This window comes from Rhizobacter sp. OV335 (assembly GCF_900142965.1).
Classification (GTDB): domain Bacteria; phylum Pseudomonadota; class Gammaproteobacteria; order Burkholderiales; family Burkholderiaceae_C; genus Rhizobacter.
On record NZ_FRCQ01000012.1, the window covers coordinates 110825 to 126089 of the forward strand.

Below are 15265 nucleotides of genomic sequence, written 5' to 3' on the forward strand. Positions count from 1 at the left end.
GGACCGGAGTTCAATCCCTCCCAGGAGGGGTTGCGGTGGCATGGCTCTCGGGTATCGTCTGACGGTACTTTTTGAGGATCGCGATGAGCACCACCCAGGACCTGGTCCAGGCGCTGAAGGCCGAGCTGAAGCGCGCCGACATCACCTATGCCCGCCTCGCCGACGAGCTGTCGATGTCGGAATCCAGCATCAAGCGCATCTTCGCGAAGGGCGACATGCCGCTGTCGCGCATCGACGACGTGCTGCGCGTGCTGAAGATGGACTTCGCCGAACTGGCGCGCCAGATCGCCGATGCGCAGCCGCTGCGCAGCGAGCTGACGCTCGAGCAGGAGAAGGCGGTGGTGGCCGACCGCCGCCTGCTGCTGCTGGCGATCTGCTGCATGAGCCAGTGGACCTTCGAGCAGATGATCGGCACCTACACCTTCAACGAGGCCGATTGCGTGCGTTACCTGTTGCAGCTCGACCGGCTGGGCATCATCGAGCTGCGGCCGATGAACCGCTACCGGCTGCAGGTGGCCAAGACCTTCCGCTGGCGGCCGAACGGCCCGGTGATGGCGTTCTTCCGCGAGCACGTTGCCGACGACTACTTCAACAGCGGCTTCGACGGCGAGGGCGAGATGCTGATGCTGGTGCACGGCCAGATCGGCACCAGCCTGGCGTCGAGCTTCGTCGAGCGGCTGCAGCGCGTCGGGCAGGATTTCGCGCAGCAGCACCTGGCCGACCAGAAGCTGCCGGCCGACCAGCGGCGCGCCTACACGCTGGTGGTCGGCATGCGCTCGTGGCTGTTTGCGGCCTTCCGGGACCTGAAGAGGGACGCATGAAAAAAGGGGACCCTCGCGGGTCCCCTTCGTTGCGGTGGGCGGCCGGTGCCGCCCTGCATCACCAGAACGTGTACTTGGCCGCCAGCGTCACGGTTCGGCCCATCTGGCTGTGGTAGCCCGGGTTGTACGCGATGTAGCGGGTGACCAGGCGCTCGTCGATCGGCGGTTCGCGATTCTCGATGTTGTCGACGTTCACGCTCAGCATCAGGTTCTTGAAGCCCTTGTACTGTACGAACAGGTCGGCGGTGGACCAGGCCTTCACGCGGCACAGGTCCGGGTGCGCACCGCTGGCGTAGGAGCAGCTCAGGTCGGCCGGCGTGAAGGCGCGCAGGAAGCCGCCGGTGTAGTTGCCGCTCAGCGTGGTCGACCAGTCGCCGATGTCCCAGTCGATGCCGGCCTTGAAGCGCTCCTTCGGCTGGTTGTAGGTGCCGGCGTAGTCGACTTCCGGTGCGTCCTTCACGTTCGCGACCAGGTAGCGCGGCATCTTGTTGTAGACGACGGTCAGGCCGACGCGGCCGGCCGAGCCGAGATCCTGGCGCGCCTTCAACTCGATGTCGTAGCCCCAGATCCGGGTCGAACCGAGGTTGGTGTACTGCAGGTTCAGGCCGTCGATCTCGCCGGCCTGGTTGCGCACCACGTAGCCCGGGTAGTTCGCCTCGTTGGCCAGCAGGTAGTCCGGATCGATCGACGAGATCTCGTCACGGCGCTTGATCTTGTAGGCGTCGAACGACAGCGAGACGTTCTCGCTCGGCTCGAACACCAGGCCGGCTGTGAAGCTCTTCGACTTCTCGGGCTTCAGGTTCGGGTTGGAGCCCGACAGTGCCTCGAGCGACAGGTCGCAGTTGGGGTTGGGATCGGGGTTGGGGTTGTTCGGATCCGGGCAGAGCTTCGGATCGCGGATGCCGGTGTAGAAGGCCTTGACGGGTGACTGCGTCGTCTCGGTCAGCGACGGGGCGCGGAAGCCCTCGGCATAGGTGGCGCGCAGCGCCACGTTCGGCAGCACCTTCCACTTCAGACCGGCCTTCGGCACGGTGGCGCTGCCGAAGTCGCTGTAATGGTCGGTGCGCGTCGCGAGCGAGGCCTCGAAGGTCTTGGTGATCGGGATCGACAGCTCGGCATAGATCGCGCTGACGTTGCGCGAGCCGTCGGACGAGGCGCCACCGAGGACGCTGATCTGGTCCGTCGCGGTCAGCGTGTCCGGCGTGCTCTTGAACGACTCGCGGCGCAGCTCGACGCCGAGCGCCAGGCCCAACCCGCCGGCCGGCAGCTTCATCAGCTCGCGCGAGCCGCGCAGGTCGATCGACGTGGTGCTGGTCTTGCCTTCGTCGCGCAGCGTCGGGTAGAGGGCTGCCATCAGCGCCGGATCGTTCGCGCCCGGGTTGCCGAAGATGAAGTTCGGGTTCGCGACGCCATTGGCATCGACCACCTGGCCGCCGGTCAGCACCGAATCGTTGATCAGGCCGCGGGTCGTGACGCGTGCGCGCGTGCCGGAGAACATCAGCGCGCTCTCGGCATCCCAGCCAGCGACGGTGCCGCGCCCGCCCACGACCAACCGCGCCGTATCCGCCGTCACCTCGGTGGTGTGCAGCACGTCCATGAAGCGATAACGCAGCCCCACGTCGGCGCCGGTGGTGTTCTGCGGGTGGTTGGCCGGCAGCGTGATGAAGATGTTGGGCAGCGTGCCTTGCCCCTGGTAGGTCCCGGTGTTGTACGACGGCGACTCGCCCTTGTATTTGTTGCGCACGAACAGCGCATCGCCGAACAGCTCGAAGCCGCCGCCGAGGTCCAGCGTGCCGGCGCCGAACAGCGCATCCTGCTTGGTCTCCGGCACCAGGTCCTGGTGGTCGGTGCCCTGGTAGTAGCAGCGGCCGTTGGTGGCGGCGCCCGGCTCGTTCAGCGGCTTGCAACCCGGCATCGGCCCGAGGAACGCACCGGTGGTCGGGTCGTAGAGGTTGCCCGGGTAGCCGTAGGCCGAGCGCAGGTCGTTCAGCCCGAAGCGGCGGAAGTCGGCGCTCGAGGTCATCGGCCGCTGCGAGGCCTTCACCGAGTTCTGCTGCTCGTGCGAGTAGTTCAGGAAGAAGTTGTACTTGTCGTTGTCGAGGTCGCCCTTGCCCCAGGTGGTGCTGAACTTGCCCGATTCGCCGTCGTGGTAGCCCGACTGGGCGCCGCTGCCCGACAGCGACAGGCCGTTGTAGTTCTTGCGCAGGATCACGTTGATGACGCCGGCGATCGCATCGGAGCCGTAGATGGCCGATGCGCCGTCCAGCAGCACTTCCACTCGCTCGACGACGTCGAGCGGGATCGAGTTGATGTCGAAGAACGATTGCTGGCCGCCCGACGCGAAGCCGTACGGCGCCATTCGTCGGCCGTTGATCAGCACCAGCGTTGACTGCGAACCGAGGCCGCGCAGCGAGACGCCGCCGGCGCCGGGCGTGAAGCTCGCGACCGCGTTCGAATTGAAGTTGCCGGCATTGCTGGCCGGCAACCGGTTCAGCAGCTGAGTGACCGATTGCGCACCGGAGCGGTCGATCTGCTCACGGGTGATGACCTGCACCGGCGACGCCGTCTCGGCATCGATGCGCTTGATGCGCGACCCCGTGACCTCGACGCGTTGCAGCGTCTTCTGTGCCGCGCTCGGCGTCTCGGGGGCCGGGGTGTCCGTCGTCTGAGCCCATGCGGGGGTGGCGCCGGCGGCGCACAGCGCCATGACGGTCGCGCTCACGTACTTCAAGCGGAACATTCGCATCCTTCGATCAAGTGCCAGGATCTTCTGGCGCCAAAAGAAAGGCAGCGAAAGGATCCCTCCGCTGCCGCCATATGCCCGAGGCCGGACAATTCGCCGCCCCCTTGCTCAGCCTCCATCCTGATCAGAGCGCCCCCGCTTGTGATCTCGGGGAAACAGCAACTGCTCAAGTTCCTCACGAACGGGTAGGCATTTGTGTCACCCGTGTGAAAAACAGCAAAGCAAATGGTGGGCCATGACATGGTCCGGGCCGCTGGATGCGGCGCCGCGCGGCACGCCGGCGCGGCCGGATTTCAGCCGGCGGAGGCTGGCGCGGCGCTGCGCAACGTGAGCGTGAACTCGGCCCAGGCCCCTTGCTGGCTGCGGGCCTCGATGCGCCCGCCCATGCTCTCGATGAGCTGGCGGCTGATCGCCAGGCCGATGCCGCTGCCGGGCTCGGCCCCGGTGTCGCGGCCCAGCCGGTTGAACGGCTCGTACAGGCGCGCGAGCTGCTCGTCGCCGAGGCCGGCCCCGCTGTTCCAGACCGCCAGCTGCAGTGCGCCTGCTTCGGCACGGTGCAGCGTCACCCGGATGGTTCCGCCGATGGCACCGTACTTGATCGCGTTGGACAGCAGGTTCAGCACCGACTGCTTCAGCCGCAGCGGGTCAGCCAGCGCGAGTGGCAGGCCGGGTTCGAACGCACGCTCGATGTGCATGCCGCGCCGGCCGGCGTCGCCCGCCACCATCGCGAGCGCCTCGTCGGCCAGCGCCTGCAGGTCGACCGGCACGCTGTGCATGTCCATCGCGCCGACCTCGACCTTGCTCAGGTCCATCAGGTCGGTGATCAGGCGCAGCAGGTGCTGGCCGGCGCGCTCGATGTGGTCGACGCGCTCCAGCTGCGGGGCTTGCAGCGGCATCGCGGTGTCCAGCCGCAGCAGCTGCGAGAAACCCAGCACGGCATTGAGCGGCGTGCGCAGCTCATGGCTCACGCGCGCGAGGAACTGCGACTTCATCGCGTTGGCCTGCTCGGCCGCATGCTGCTGCTCGCGCGCCGCCTGGGCGGCCTTCACGTCGCTGATGTCGGCGAAGCTGCCGACCATGCGCAGGATGCGCCCGTCGGCATCGCGTTCGGCGACGTGGCCGCGGCTCAGCACCCACACCCAGTGGCCGTCGGCATGGCGCAGCCGGTATTCGTCGGCATAGGGCTGGCTCTGGTCGCGCAGGAAGGCGCGGAAGCGTGCGACAGCCCCCGGCAGGTCGTCGGGGTGGCACAGCTTCTCGAAGCTGTCGGCGGCGATCTCGCCGAAGCGTGAGTTGAAATCGTCCGGGGTCGTTCCGATCAGGTCGGCCCAGCGCCCGCCGAGTGTCAGCACGCCGCTGCGCAGGTCGCGTGCCCACAGGCCGATGCGGCCGCCGTCGATCGCGGCATCGAGCCATTCGCGCGAATGCTGCAGCTGCGTGATCATCTGCTCGCGCTCGGCGGCCAGCGCCTGCTGCGCCGTCACGTCGGTCACCAGGCACAGCCGCGCGCTGCGGTCGCCGAACTGCAGGCTGTGCGCGCTGATGCGCGCGAGCAGCTCGCGGCCGTCCTTGCAGCGGTGGCGCCACGGACCCGACGACGTGACGCCGGCCGCATCGGGTGCGCGCGCCAGGCGCACCTGCGCTTCCATCGCCGGGACATCCTCCGGCGGGCGCAGGTCGGCCAGCGTCATCTGCAGGAACTCCTCGCGCGACCAGCCGTACTGCGCGATCGCCGCGCCGTTCACGTCGAGGAAGCGCAGCGACAGCGCGTCGTAGATCCACATCGGCTGCGGGTTGGCGTGGAACATCTGCTCGTAGCTGACGGCGATCTCGTGCAGCACCGTGTCTTCGGTGCTGGCACGCGTGGTCAGCGAGCGCAGCAGCAGGATCAGCAGGCAACCCGACATCGCGACGAACAGCAGGCCCTGGATCGTGTGCACCAGCGTCAGCTGGCGCGGGTCGCTGGTCAGCGCGAGCGCCGCATGCTCGGAGAACAGCACCCAGGCCGTGCCCACCGCCAGGTAGGCGAGGACCAGCACGACGGGGCTGCGGTGGGGGCGCTCTTGCATGAGGATCGCTCCGGTTCTGGAGGCGTGGATCAGAGAACGCCGCGCTCGCGCAGCGCAGCCAGTTGCTCGGGGGTCACGCCGATCTCGCGCAGCACCGCCTCGCTGTCTTCGCCGAGGGTCGGGGCCCGGCGGCGGATCGAGCCGGGCGTCGCGCTCAGGCTCGGCACGATACCCGGTGTCTCGAGCGACAGGCCCTGCGCGCTGGTGATGCGCTGCAACATGCCGCGCGCGCGGTAGTGCGGGTCGTCGGCGATGTCGCGCGCGGTGTAGATGCGCCCGGCCGGCACATGCGCGGCGTTCAGTGCGTCGAGCACCTCGGCGACGCTGCGCGGCGCGGCCCAGGCGCCGATCGCCGCATCGATCTCGGCGACCCGCGCGACACGCCCGGCGTTGCCGGCCAGCGCCGGGTCGCGGCCGAGGTCGTCGCGGCCGATCGCGGCCATCAGCCGCTTGAAGATGCTGTCGCCGTTGCCGGCCACCAGCACCCAGCCGTCGTGGCAGGCGTAGGCGTTGCTCGGGGCGATGCCGGGCAGCGCCGAGCCAGCCGGCTCTCGCACGGTGCCGAAGGCGCTGTACTCGGGCAGCAGGCTTTCCATGCAGTTGAAGACAGCTTCGTAGAGTGCCACGTCGATGACCTGCCCGCGCCCCTTCGGCGTATCGGGCGACACGCTGGCGTGCCGGTGCTGCAAGGCCATCAGGATGCCGATCACGCCGTGCAGCGAGGCCAGCGTGTCGCCGATGCTGACGCCCACGCGCACCGGCACGCGGCCCGGCTCCGCGGTCAGGTGGCGCAGCCCGCCCATCGCCTCGGCGACGACGCCGAAGCCCGGCCGGTCCTTGTAGGGGCCGGTCTGGCCGTAGCCGCTGATGCGCAGCATCACGAGGCCCGGGTTGGCGGCCGACAGCGTCTCGTAGCCGAGGTCCCAGGCTTCCATCACGCCGGGCTTGAAGTTCTCGACCAGCACGTCGCTCTCGGCGGCGAGCCTGCGCACGATGTCGCGTGCCTCGGGCTGCTTCAGGTCGAGCGCCAGGCTGCGCTTGTTGCGCGACTGCACCTCCCACCAGACGCTGGTGCCTTCGTGCATCAGGCGCCATTGGCGCAGCGGGTCGCCGCTGCCGGGTGGTTCGACCTTGATCACGTCGGCGCCGAAGTCGGCCAGCGTCTTGGCGGCGAACGGGCCGGCGATCAGCTGGCCGAGTTCGAGCACCTTCAGGCCCGCGAGGGGACCGGGGGAGGTGGGCGCTTGGAGGGGCGCTTGAGCAGGCATGCCCGCGATGGTAGTGTCTGGCGCCGCCAGATCGCCGGAGAAAGCCATGCGCTTCATCGCTCTCGGAGTCTCATGCGCGCTGCTGCTGCTTGCGGCGGCCGCCGTGCCTGCCGCCGCTGCCGAGCGCGCGATCGACAAGGAGGTGGTGGTGGCCGCGCCGCTGGCGGCGGTGCCGGCGCGCTGAACGGAGCGTGCGGCCCGCTACCACTTGCACCCACTGCCCTTGACCGCATCGACCGCGAGCGGCACCGCCGCCAGCAGGCCCATGCCGTTGTAGGCGGTGCGGCAGTCGGCGCGGCCGGCCTTGTCGAGCTCCTCGGTGATCTTGGCCTTGCGCTCGGGCGGCGGCGGCAGCAGCGGCAGCACGCCGGGTGCCGCGCCACCGAAGCTGCTGCCGCGGCTGCGCAGGCTCGGCAGGTTCAGGTTCAACTTCGGCTCGCCGGGAGCGCCTGGCGGGGCGGTGGCGTCGCGGCCATCGCCCGGCAGGCCGTTCAGGCCCGTGACCGGGCTGACCGGAGACGGGGCCGTCGCAGGCTCGGCCGTGTTGCCGGGGCTGACCCGCCGCGTGGAGGGCGGGGCGGGCTGCGGCGCGGGCGGGGGCGTGAACACCGCATCAGGCGCGGGGACCGGGGCTGGGGGGGGCGGCACAGGGACGGGTGCAGGCACGGGCGCAGGGACCGGCGCGACGACCGGTGCAGGAACGGGCGCCGGTGCAGGCGCCGGTGGCGGCACGGGAAGGGGCGGCACCACCTCCACCGGCTCGGGGCGCCGGATGGGCTCCGGCAACGCCTCGGGCAGCGACGGCACGGGTGTCGGCACGGGCATCGCGATCGGCGGCGCGACAGCGGTTGCGGGCAGCGGCTGCGCCAGGATCGGCGGCAGGGGTTGCGACGCCGCCGGCTCCGGTGCCGACGCGGCCGCTTCCGTCACGGCCGGCTGTGGCGCGGGCGCGGGGCGGTCGATGCGCGGTGCGGCTGGTGTCGGCGCCGGCATCGTCCGAACCTCGACCTTCGGTGGCGCCGGCGGCGGTGCTTCGACGCGTGGAGGCGCAGGCGCGGGCACCGGTGCCACGGCCTTCGCGACGGGGGCCGGCGGCGGCGGGGCGACAGCGCGCGGTGGTGGTGGAGCGACGGGCACGCGCGGTGCAACGGGCGCCACCGGCGCCACGCGCGCAGCTGATCGCGATGGCGGTGGCGCCAGCGTGACCCGCAGCGGCCCCCAGGCCTCGGCGCGCGGCGCAGCGCCACCGTTCGGCTGGCCGGTCTGCGTGCCGACCCACATCACCGCGAGCACGTGCAGCACGATCGACAGCGTGACGAACTGCGCGAGCCTGGCGCGCTCCTGGTCCGACACACGCAAGCTGTCGGCGGGGTGGAGCGGGAGGATGGGCAGGGCACTCATCGCCTCCCAGCATGCCATCATCATGCGGTGGAAGCCGTCCCCGACCGTTTCGAGCATGCCAGCGACCGTGCGCAGTTCAAGCAGCCCGCGCACCGTGGCGGCATCGAGTTGTACCGCGCGCACATCGTGCGCTACGCGTTCGAGCCGCACACGCACGAGGCCTATGGCTTCGGCGTGATCGATGCCGGCGTCGAGCGTTTCCGCTACCGCGGCAGCGACCACCTGGCGCCGCCGCAATCACTGGTGCTGATGAACCCCGACGTGCTGCACACCGGTCGTGCCGAGACCGAGCACGGCTGGCGCTACCGCATGGCGTATTTCGATGCGGCGCTGCTGCGCGAGGTGAGCGGCGAGGCGGACTGGTCGTTCGCCGAGCCGGTGTTGCGGCATCAGGCGAGCACGCAGCGCGCGGGCGCGGCGTTGCAGGCGCTGTGGGCGGCCGACTCGCCACTCGCGTTCGATGGTGCGCTGCTGGACCTGCTGCAGGCGGTGCAACCGCATGCGCGCCGCGGATCATCCGAACGCGCGAGCGAAGTCGACGTGCCGCTGCAGCGTGCGATCGAGCTGATGCACGATCGCCTCGCCGACCCGTTGACGCTCGCTGATCTGGCGCAGGCCGCCGGGCTGAGCCCGTTCCATTTCCAGCGCCGCTTCAAGGCGCGACACCACGCGACGCCGCACCAGATGCTGATGGCGTTGCGGCTGTTCCGCGCGAAGCGGCAGCTGGCCGCCGGCCTCGCGCCGGCGCTGGTGGCGGCCGACAACGGGCTCACCGACCAAGCCCACCTGACGCGGCGCTTTGCGGGCATGTATGGGATCACGCCGGCGCGCTACCAGCAGCAGGCGCGCGCCGGCCTCAGTCCAGCAAGCCCCCCGACCGCTTGACCAGCACCTGATTGCGCCGCCGCTCCGCCGCGATCTGCTGCGCGAAATCCTGCTGCGTCCCACCCGCCGGCAGGTTGTGCGATTCACGCAGCCGCGACGCCACCGCATCGCTCGCGAGCAGCCGCCCGATCTCGGCATTCAGCCGCGTCACCACCGCCGCCGGCGTGCCAGCCGGCGCGAACAGCCCGAACAGCGAGCCGATGTTGGCCTGCGGATACCCCAGCTCCGCCAGCGTCGGCACCTGCGGCAGCGCCTCCAGCCGCGTCGGCGCGCCGACCGCCAGCGCCTTCAGCCGCCCCGCCGCCAACAGCTGCAACTGCGCTGCCGCGACATTGGTCGACAACACCTCGAACTGCCCGCCGAGCGCATCGTTGATCTGCGGCCCGCCGCCCTGGTAGGGCACGTGCGTGATGTCGACGCCGCTTTGCAGCCGTGTCTGCGCGAGCACCATGTGCCCGCTGGTCGCGATGCCCGACGTGGCCCAGCGCACCGCCCCCGGATGCGCGCGCGCCTGCGCGATCAGGTCCGCAAAACTCTGGCCGCTGAACGCCGGCGTGCCCGCCACCAGCACCGGCGTGTTCATCACGCCGGCCACCGGCACCACGCTGCCCAGCAGGTCGCGCGGGCCACCGGCCAGCAGCGGCTGCAGCGTCAGCGGCGAGACGGCCGAGAACGCGAGCGTGCAGCCATCGGGCGCAGCGCGTGACAGCACCTCCATGCCGAGCGCCCCGCCGGCCCCGCCACGGTTCTCGACGACCACCGGCACGCCCAGCGCCTGCGCGAGCGGCTCGGCCAGCGTGCGCGCCATCGCGTCGCTGACGCCGCCCGGCGGGTAGACCACGATCAGGTGCACCGGCCGGCTCGGCCAGGGCGCTGCCGGTGCCGCGGCCACACCGAAGGCCGGCCACGCCAGCGCCGCGCGAACGATCTGTCGACGCGTCGCGTTCATGCCTTCCCCTGCTTCGATGCCAGCTCGCGCGCCAAGGCCGCGAAGCGCTGCGCCGGCAGGTTGTCTTCATCGCTGCGCGACACCAGCGTCAGCGGCGCATCGAGCGGCCCGCTGCCGGCCAGCCGGCGGTAGGCGATCGCATGCGGGTGCGCGCCGGTCATCGACGCTGGCACCACCGACAGCCCCGCGCCGGCGGCCACCAGGTTCAGGTTCGTCATCATGCGATCGACCTCGGCGACGATGCGCGGCCGCAGGCCCTTCGAATGGCACAGCGCGAGCAGCTCCGCGTACAGCCCCGGCGCACCCGGCCGGCGCACCAGGATCAGCCCTTCGGAGCACAGCTGCGCGAGCGTCAGCGGCCTGGCGGTCACACCAACCCGCCTGGCCGCCGCCGCGAACGCATGGTCGCTCGGCATCGCGGCCATCACCGGCTCGCGCAGCAGCGTCTCGAAGTGCAGGCCCTCGGGCCGCGCGACCGGCACCCGCAGCAATGCGCAATGCAATCGGCCGGCCGACAGCGCCTCGGTCAGCTCGGCGGCGTTCTCCTCGCGCAGTTGCAGCTCGACCTTCGGGTGCAGGCGCCGGAAGGCCCGCAGCACCTCGGGCATGAAGCGGTGCGCCGCCGCCGAGCTGGTGAAGCCGATGGCCAGCGACCCCTCCTGCCCCTGCGCGACGCGCGCCATGCGCTGCGACATCGCCTCCATGCCCTGCAGCAGCCGCGTGGCCTCGACCTGGAACTGCCGACCCGCGTCGGTCAGCGCCATGCCGCGCGGATGGCGCCGGAACAGCGACATGCCGAGCTCGCGTTCCAGCGTGTGGATCTGCTGGCTCAGCGGCGGTTGCTGGATGCCCAGCAGCTCGGCCGCGCGCGTCATGTGGCCGGTCTGCGCGACGGCCGCGAAATAGCGGAGCTGTCTCATCTCCATGTCGTCGTCTCCATATTTTTTTCGTATCGGAATGGCCTGCTTATTTTATTTGACCGCAGATCAGGCTCGCCCCTATCGTCGCGGCGCTGTTCAACAGAAGGCCCTCGAGGCCTCAGACCGGAGACAAGACCATGGGCCCAGGCCGCCGCATGGATGGACGCGTCATGCAACGCATCCGTCCCTTCCTTTCCACCCTCGCGCTGTCCGCGCTGCTCGCCGCTTGCGGCGGCGGTGGCGATGACGGCACGCCGCCGTCCGACACTCCGCCGGTCGCGACCGGCACCTCGTGCGCAGCCCTTGCCGGCCTGCAGATCACCGCGGCGCAGATCGGCCTGCCGACGCAGGGCGCCAGCGTGACCAGCGCGACGCCGGTCGCGGCCACCGACGCCGGCAACTCGCGCGGCGACTACTGCCGCGTGCGCGGCAGCATCCTGCCGGTCGACCCGACGGCGCCGGCGATCACCTTTGCCGTCAACCTGCCGGAGCAGTGGAACCACAAGGCCATCCACTTCGGCGGCGGCGGCTTCAACGGCACGCTGATCGACGGCACCGAGCCGCTGCGCTTCGGCCCCGCCGGCAAGTCTGCGCCGCTCGCGCTCGGCTACGCGACCTTCGGCGACGACGGCGGCCACCAGAGCAGCAGCATCACCGACGGCACGTTCGCCGCCAACGACGAGGCGCTTGCCAACTACGGCGGCCAGTCGCTGAAAAAGACGCACGACGTCGCGATGCTGCTGGTGAAGACGCGCTACGGCAGTGCGCCCGAGAAGGCCTACTTCCTCGGCACCTCGACCGGCGGCCGCGATGCGCTGCTGCACATCCAGCGCTGGCCAGCCGACTACGACGGCGTGGTCGCCAACGAGCCGGCGCTCAACTACAGCGGCACGCGGCTGTCGAACGTGGCCGTCGGCCGTGCGCTGTACGCGAACGGTGGCGCCGGCTGGGTCAACCTGGCGAAGACGCTGCTGGTGCAGAAGACCGTGCTGTCCGCGTGCGACAAGCTCGATGGCGCCACCGATGGCATCGTCAGCAACGTCGAGAGCTGCCGCCGGCTGAACCCGCAGATCCTCGCGACGCTGCGTTGTGCCGGCGGCATCGACACTGGCGACACCTGCCTGTCCGATGCGCAGCTCACCACCATCCGCACGATCGAGTCGCCGCTCGAATTCAGCGGCTACACGCTGGCCGCCAACACCACGCGCGCCGGCGGCTACAACATCCTCGAAGGCACGCTGGTGGCCGGCCCCTATACCTCGCGCGACCTCGGTACGCGCCCGGTGCCGGGCAACCCGGCCAGCACCGCCGATGCCAACGTCTTCGTGACCGGCGACCAGTGGGCCAAGTACTTCGTCACCCGCGATGCCGGCTTCGACACGCTGACGCTGGACCCGGTCACGGGCGGCGCGTGGGCGACGCGCATCGCGGCGGTCTCGGCGCTCACCGACGCGCTCGATCCGGATCTCTCGCCGTTCCTCGCGCACGGCGGTCGGCTGATCCTGCTGCACGGCCTGGCCGACGAGGTGATCAGCAACAACTCGACGATCGAGTACTACGGCCGCGTGAAGAGCACCGTCGGCGACGCGGCCACCGAGCAGGGCATCCGCTTCTACACCGTGCCGGGCATGGGCCACGGCACCGGCGTGTTCATTCCGAGCTGGGATTCGCTGGCCGCGCTGGAGACCTGGGTCGAGAAGGGCGTGGCGCCGGAGACCGCCATCGTGACCGACAGCGTCGCCGCGACCGCCGGCCGCACGCGCCCGCTGTGCCGCTTCCCGGCGTGGCCGAAGTACAAGGGCAGCGGCAGCGTGGATGCCGCGTCCAACTACAGCTGCGTGCAGGAAACGGCCGATCCGCTGGCCTGCCCGAACCTGCCGGCCTCCGCCACCACCTACAAGGGCGGCAACCTGTTCGGCGAGGAACTGAGCGTCGCGCTCGACCCGGCGACGATGGGCTACACCATCACGATCGACGCCAGCGGGCAGCGCGCGGCCAGCACGCAGCGCAGCGGTGCGCTGCTGCCACGCGGCAACTGCGTGTTCGCAAGCGGCGAGAACGGGGCCGACTTCACGTTCGGCACCGGCGGGCTGCTGCAGGGCGGCGTCGCGGCGCCGACCGGCAGCACGTCCATCGGCCTGGTGGCGTTCCAGAACACCTTCCAGAACGGCGCGACGCCGGCGGTGTTCAACCCGGTCGCCAACATCTTCGACGTGACCGGCGTGCAGTACGGCGCCGATGGCGTCGCCAGCGCCTACGCCGCGTCGTCGCGGGTGCGCAATGCCGGCACCTTCCAGCACTGCCAGGACCCGGCGAGCGGCCGCTTCATGACCTACGACGCCGCCTGCACGTCGACCGCGAAGGGCTACGTCACCTACAACGCGACGCGCAACGCCTTCGACGTGTTCACCACCTCGCCGACCGGCGGTGCCACCACCACCGGCGGCACGCTGTCGGGCTCGGTCGTGTTCGGCCAGGTCGGCGCGACCACGGTGCCGCTGTTCCTGGTGCGCGATCCGTCGGGTGCGCACGGCCTGCGGCTGTATGCGCCGCAGACGCCGCTGGCCGCCGGCAGCGCCGACGGGCACTTCGCGCTCGCCGCGAGCGATGGCAGCAAGGCCGATGCGGTGGTGTCGGGCACGAGCCTCACGCTGGGTGGCAACGCCGGCACGCTGGCCTACGATGCGCCGGTGCTGGGCGTCGCGCAGAGCAGTGGTGCCGCCGCGGGCAACTTCGTGTTCAATGCCGGCGTGCTGGGTTACCTGTCAACCGGCACGGGTGCGGTCTACCAACTCGGGATCAAGAACTGATGAAGAAGAACGCCTCGGGGCCCTGGCGGGCCTGGGCCCTGGCTGCGATGCTGGCTGTGGCGGCTTCGGCCCCGCATGCCGAACCGAAGGCCGAGCCGCAGTCGGCGCCCTGCCCCGAAGGCGTCGCGTCCGACGCGCGCTGCTACAACGGCCGCGATGCCGAGGGCGCGCTGTACTGGATCGCAATCCCCGCGGACTGGAACAAGGTGCTGGTCGTGCATGCGCACGGCGGGCCGGAGGTCGGCACGCCGACGCTCGCGCGCGGCGCCGAAGACCTGCAGCGCTGGGCCGTGATGGTGAAGGCCGGCTACGCCTGGGCCGGTTCGACCTACCGGCGCGGCGGCTACGGCGTCACGATGGCCGCCGAAGACACCGAGCGGCTGCGCCAGCTGTTCGTCGAGCGCTTCGGCAAGCCGCGCCGCACCGTGCTGCACGGGCAGAGCTATGGCGCCGGCGTCGCGGCCAAGGCGGCCGAGCTGGTCGGCCCGCCGGCCTACGACGGCGTGCTGCTGACCAGCGGCGTGCTGGGCGGCGGCAACAACGCCTATGAATTCCGGCTCGACCTGCGGGTGGTCTACCAGCAGGTCTGCCACAACCACCCGAAGCCCGACGAGCCGGCCTACCCGCTGTGGCAGGGCCTGCCGCCGGACGCCAAGCTGACGCGCGCCGAGCTGGCCGAGCGCGTGAAGGACTGCACCGGCGTCGGCCTGCCGGCCGCGCAGCGCACGCCCGAGCAGGCGGCGCGCCTGCACACCATCCTGTCGGTGGTGCACATCCCCGAGCGCACGCTGCTCAGCCACCTGCAATGGAGCACCTGGCTGTTCCAGGACCTGACGCAGAAGCGCCTGGGCGGCCGCAACCCGTTCGACAACGCGAAGGTGGTCTACAGCGGCTCGGGCGACGATGCCGCGCTGAACAAGCAGGTGCTGCGCTACGCCGCCGACCCGCAGGCGGTGGCCGCGCTGGCGGCCGACAGCCGCCCGACCGGCCGGTTGAAGCTGCCGGTGCTGACGCTGCACGCGATCCACGACCCGACCGCCTTCGTCGAGCTGGAGAGCGCCTACCGTGAGATCGTCGACGCGGCCAGTGCATCGTCGTGGCTGGTGCAGACCTTCAGCGACGAGGCCGACCACAGCTACCTGGGCGACCCGGAGTACCCGGCGCTGATGACGGCGCTGCTGCGCTGGGTCGACGACGGCGAGCGGCCGTCGCCCGAGGGCGTCGCGAAGCTGTGCGCGGCGAACGAGGCACGCTTCGGCAGCGGCTGCAAGATCCGGCCGGAGTACCACCCCCCGCCGCTGTCGTCGCGCGTCCCGGCGCGGGCGCCCTGAGCCTCACCGGACGGCAATCTCGTACAAGACCGGCGACCGCCGAGGCGCGACACTGCGCCGATGACGAC

At 70.8% G+C, this 15265-nt stretch carries 11 protein-coding genes; 5 read left to right on the top strand and 6 right to left on the bottom strand.

The genetic code is table 11. The annotated features are described in order from the left end of the window. The first annotated feature begins 83 nt into the window (after positions 1–83). Positions 84–821: a helix-turn-helix domain-containing protein gene (locus tag BUE42_RS14655; RefSeq protein ID WP_073465844.1), complete on the top strand. Its 738-nt coding sequence runs from the start codon at positions 84–86 to the stop codon at positions 819–821. Positions 822–879: 58 nt separating this feature from the next. Here BUE42_RS14655 and BUE42_RS14660 read toward each other — a convergent pair whose 3' ends face one another. From BUE42_RS14660 to BUE42_RS14670, 3 genes are all read right to left on the bottom strand, one after another. Further along, on the bottom strand, positions 880–3561 hold the full coding sequence (locus BUE42_RS14660) for a TonB-dependent receptor plug domain-containing protein (RefSeq protein WP_073465845.1): 2682 nt from the start codon (positions 3559–3561) through the stop codon (positions 880–882). A gap of 296 nt (positions 3562–3857) precedes the next feature. Continuing rightward, positions 3858–5633 carry a sensor histidine kinase gene (locus BUE42_RS14665; RefSeq protein ID WP_073465846.1) on the bottom strand — a complete coding sequence of 592 codons (1776 nt, stop codon included), beginning with the start codon at positions 5631–5633 and terminating at the stop codon, positions 3858–3860. Positions 5634–5662: 29 nt separating this feature from the next. After that, complete coding sequence (locus BUE42_RS14670; protein ID WP_073465847.1) at positions 5663–6901, bottom strand: CaiB/BaiF CoA transferase family protein; 1239 nt, start codon at positions 6899–6901, stop codon at positions 5663–5665. Between the two features lie 46 nt (positions 6902–6947). On the opposite strand from BUE42_RS14670, the gene BUE42_RS33015 reads away from it, so the two are divergent. Then, entirely contained in the window at positions 6948–7085 is a 138-nt protein-coding gene (locus BUE42_RS33015; protein WP_159445422.1) for a hypothetical protein, read from the top strand. Between the two features lie 17 nt (positions 7086–7102). Here the strand turns inward: BUE42_RS33015 and BUE42_RS14675 are convergent, their stop codons facing one another. Continuing rightward, positions 7103–8302, bottom strand: coding sequence for a hypothetical protein (locus BUE42_RS14675; protein ID WP_143171508.1), 1200 nt, complete (start codon positions 8300–8302; stop codon positions 7103–7105). Between the two features lie 27 nt (positions 8303–8329). Here BUE42_RS14675 and BUE42_RS14680 point away from each other — a divergent pair, with 27 nt between their 5' ends. Further along, positions 8330–9187 (top strand): AraC family transcriptional regulator, encoded by an 858-nt coding sequence (locus BUE42_RS14680; RefSeq protein WP_073465849.1) that lies wholly within the window; start codon positions 8330–8332, stop codon positions 9185–9187. Here the strand turns inward: BUE42_RS14680 and BUE42_RS14685 are convergent. Together BUE42_RS14685 and BUE42_RS14690 are read right to left on the bottom strand one after the other, a co-directional pair. After that, positions 9159–10136 carry a Bug family tripartite tricarboxylate transporter substrate binding protein gene (locus tag BUE42_RS14685; RefSeq protein ID WP_073465850.1) on the bottom strand — a complete coding sequence of 326 codons (978 nt, stop codon included), beginning with the start codon at positions 10134–10136 and terminating at the stop codon, positions 9159–9161. The two genes, BUE42_RS14680 and BUE42_RS14685, sit on opposite strands and share 29 nt — an antisense overlap. Then, complete coding sequence (locus BUE42_RS14690) at positions 10133–11062, bottom strand: LysR substrate-binding domain-containing protein (protein ID WP_073465851.1); 930 nt, start codon at positions 11060–11062, stop codon at positions 10133–10135. The genes BUE42_RS14685 and BUE42_RS14690 overlap by 4 nt, the downstream gene beginning before the upstream one ends. Positions 11063–11226: 164 nt before the next feature. On the opposite strand from BUE42_RS14690, the gene BUE42_RS14695 reads away from it, so the two are divergent. Together BUE42_RS14695 and BUE42_RS14700 are read left to right on the top strand one after the other, a co-directional pair. Beyond that, positions 11227–13866 carry a tannase/feruloyl esterase family alpha/beta hydrolase gene (locus tag BUE42_RS14695; RefSeq protein WP_073465852.1) on the top strand — a complete coding sequence of 880 codons (2640 nt, stop codon included), beginning with the start codon at positions 11227–11229 and terminating at the stop codon, positions 13864–13866. Next, positions 13866–15197: an alpha/beta hydrolase family protein gene (locus BUE42_RS14700; protein WP_073465853.1), complete on the top strand. Its 1332-nt coding sequence runs from the start codon at positions 13866–13868 to the stop codon at positions 15195–15197. Before BUE42_RS14695 ends, BUE42_RS14700 begins: the two co-directional genes overlap by 1 nt. Positions 15198–15265 lie beyond the last annotated feature (68 nt).

Coding starts and splice junctions, on each gene's coding strand:
- BUE42_RS14655 (WP_073465844.1), top strand. CDS start 84: ATGAGCACCACCCAGGACCTGGTCCAGGCGCTGAAGGCCGAGCTGAAG.
- BUE42_RS14660 (WP_073465845.1), bottom strand. CDS start 3,561: ATGTTCCGCTTGAAGTACGTGAGCGCGACCGTCATGGCGCTGTGCGCC.
- BUE42_RS14665 (WP_073465846.1), bottom strand. CDS start 5,633: ATGCAAGAGCGCCCCCACCGCAGCCCCGTCGTGCTGGTCCTCGCCTAC.
- BUE42_RS14670 (WP_073465847.1), bottom strand. CDS start 6,901: ATGCCTGCTCAAGCGCCCCTCCAAGCGCCCACCTCCCCCGGTCCCCTC.
- BUE42_RS33015 (WP_159445422.1), top strand. CDS start 6,948: ATGCGCTTCATCGCTCTCGGAGTCTCATGCGCGCTGCTGCTGCTTGCG.
- BUE42_RS14675 (WP_143171508.1), bottom strand. CDS start 8,302: ATGAGTGCCCTGCCCATCCTCCCGCTCCACCCCGCCGACAGCTTGCGT.
- BUE42_RS14685 (WP_073465850.1), bottom strand. CDS start 10,136: ATGAACGCGACGCGTCGACAGATCGTTCGCGCGGCGCTGGCGTGGCCG.
- BUE42_RS14690 (WP_073465851.1), bottom strand. CDS start 11,062: ATGGAGATGAGACAGCTCCGCTATTTCGCGGCCGTCGCGCAGACCGGC.
- BUE42_RS14695 (WP_073465852.1), top strand. CDS start 11,227: ATGCAACGCATCCGTCCCTTCCTTTCCACCCTCGCGCTGTCCGCGCTG.
- BUE42_RS14700 (WP_073465853.1), top strand. CDS start 13,866: ATGAAGAAGAACGCCTCGGGGCCCTGGCGGGCCTGGGCCCTGGCTGCG.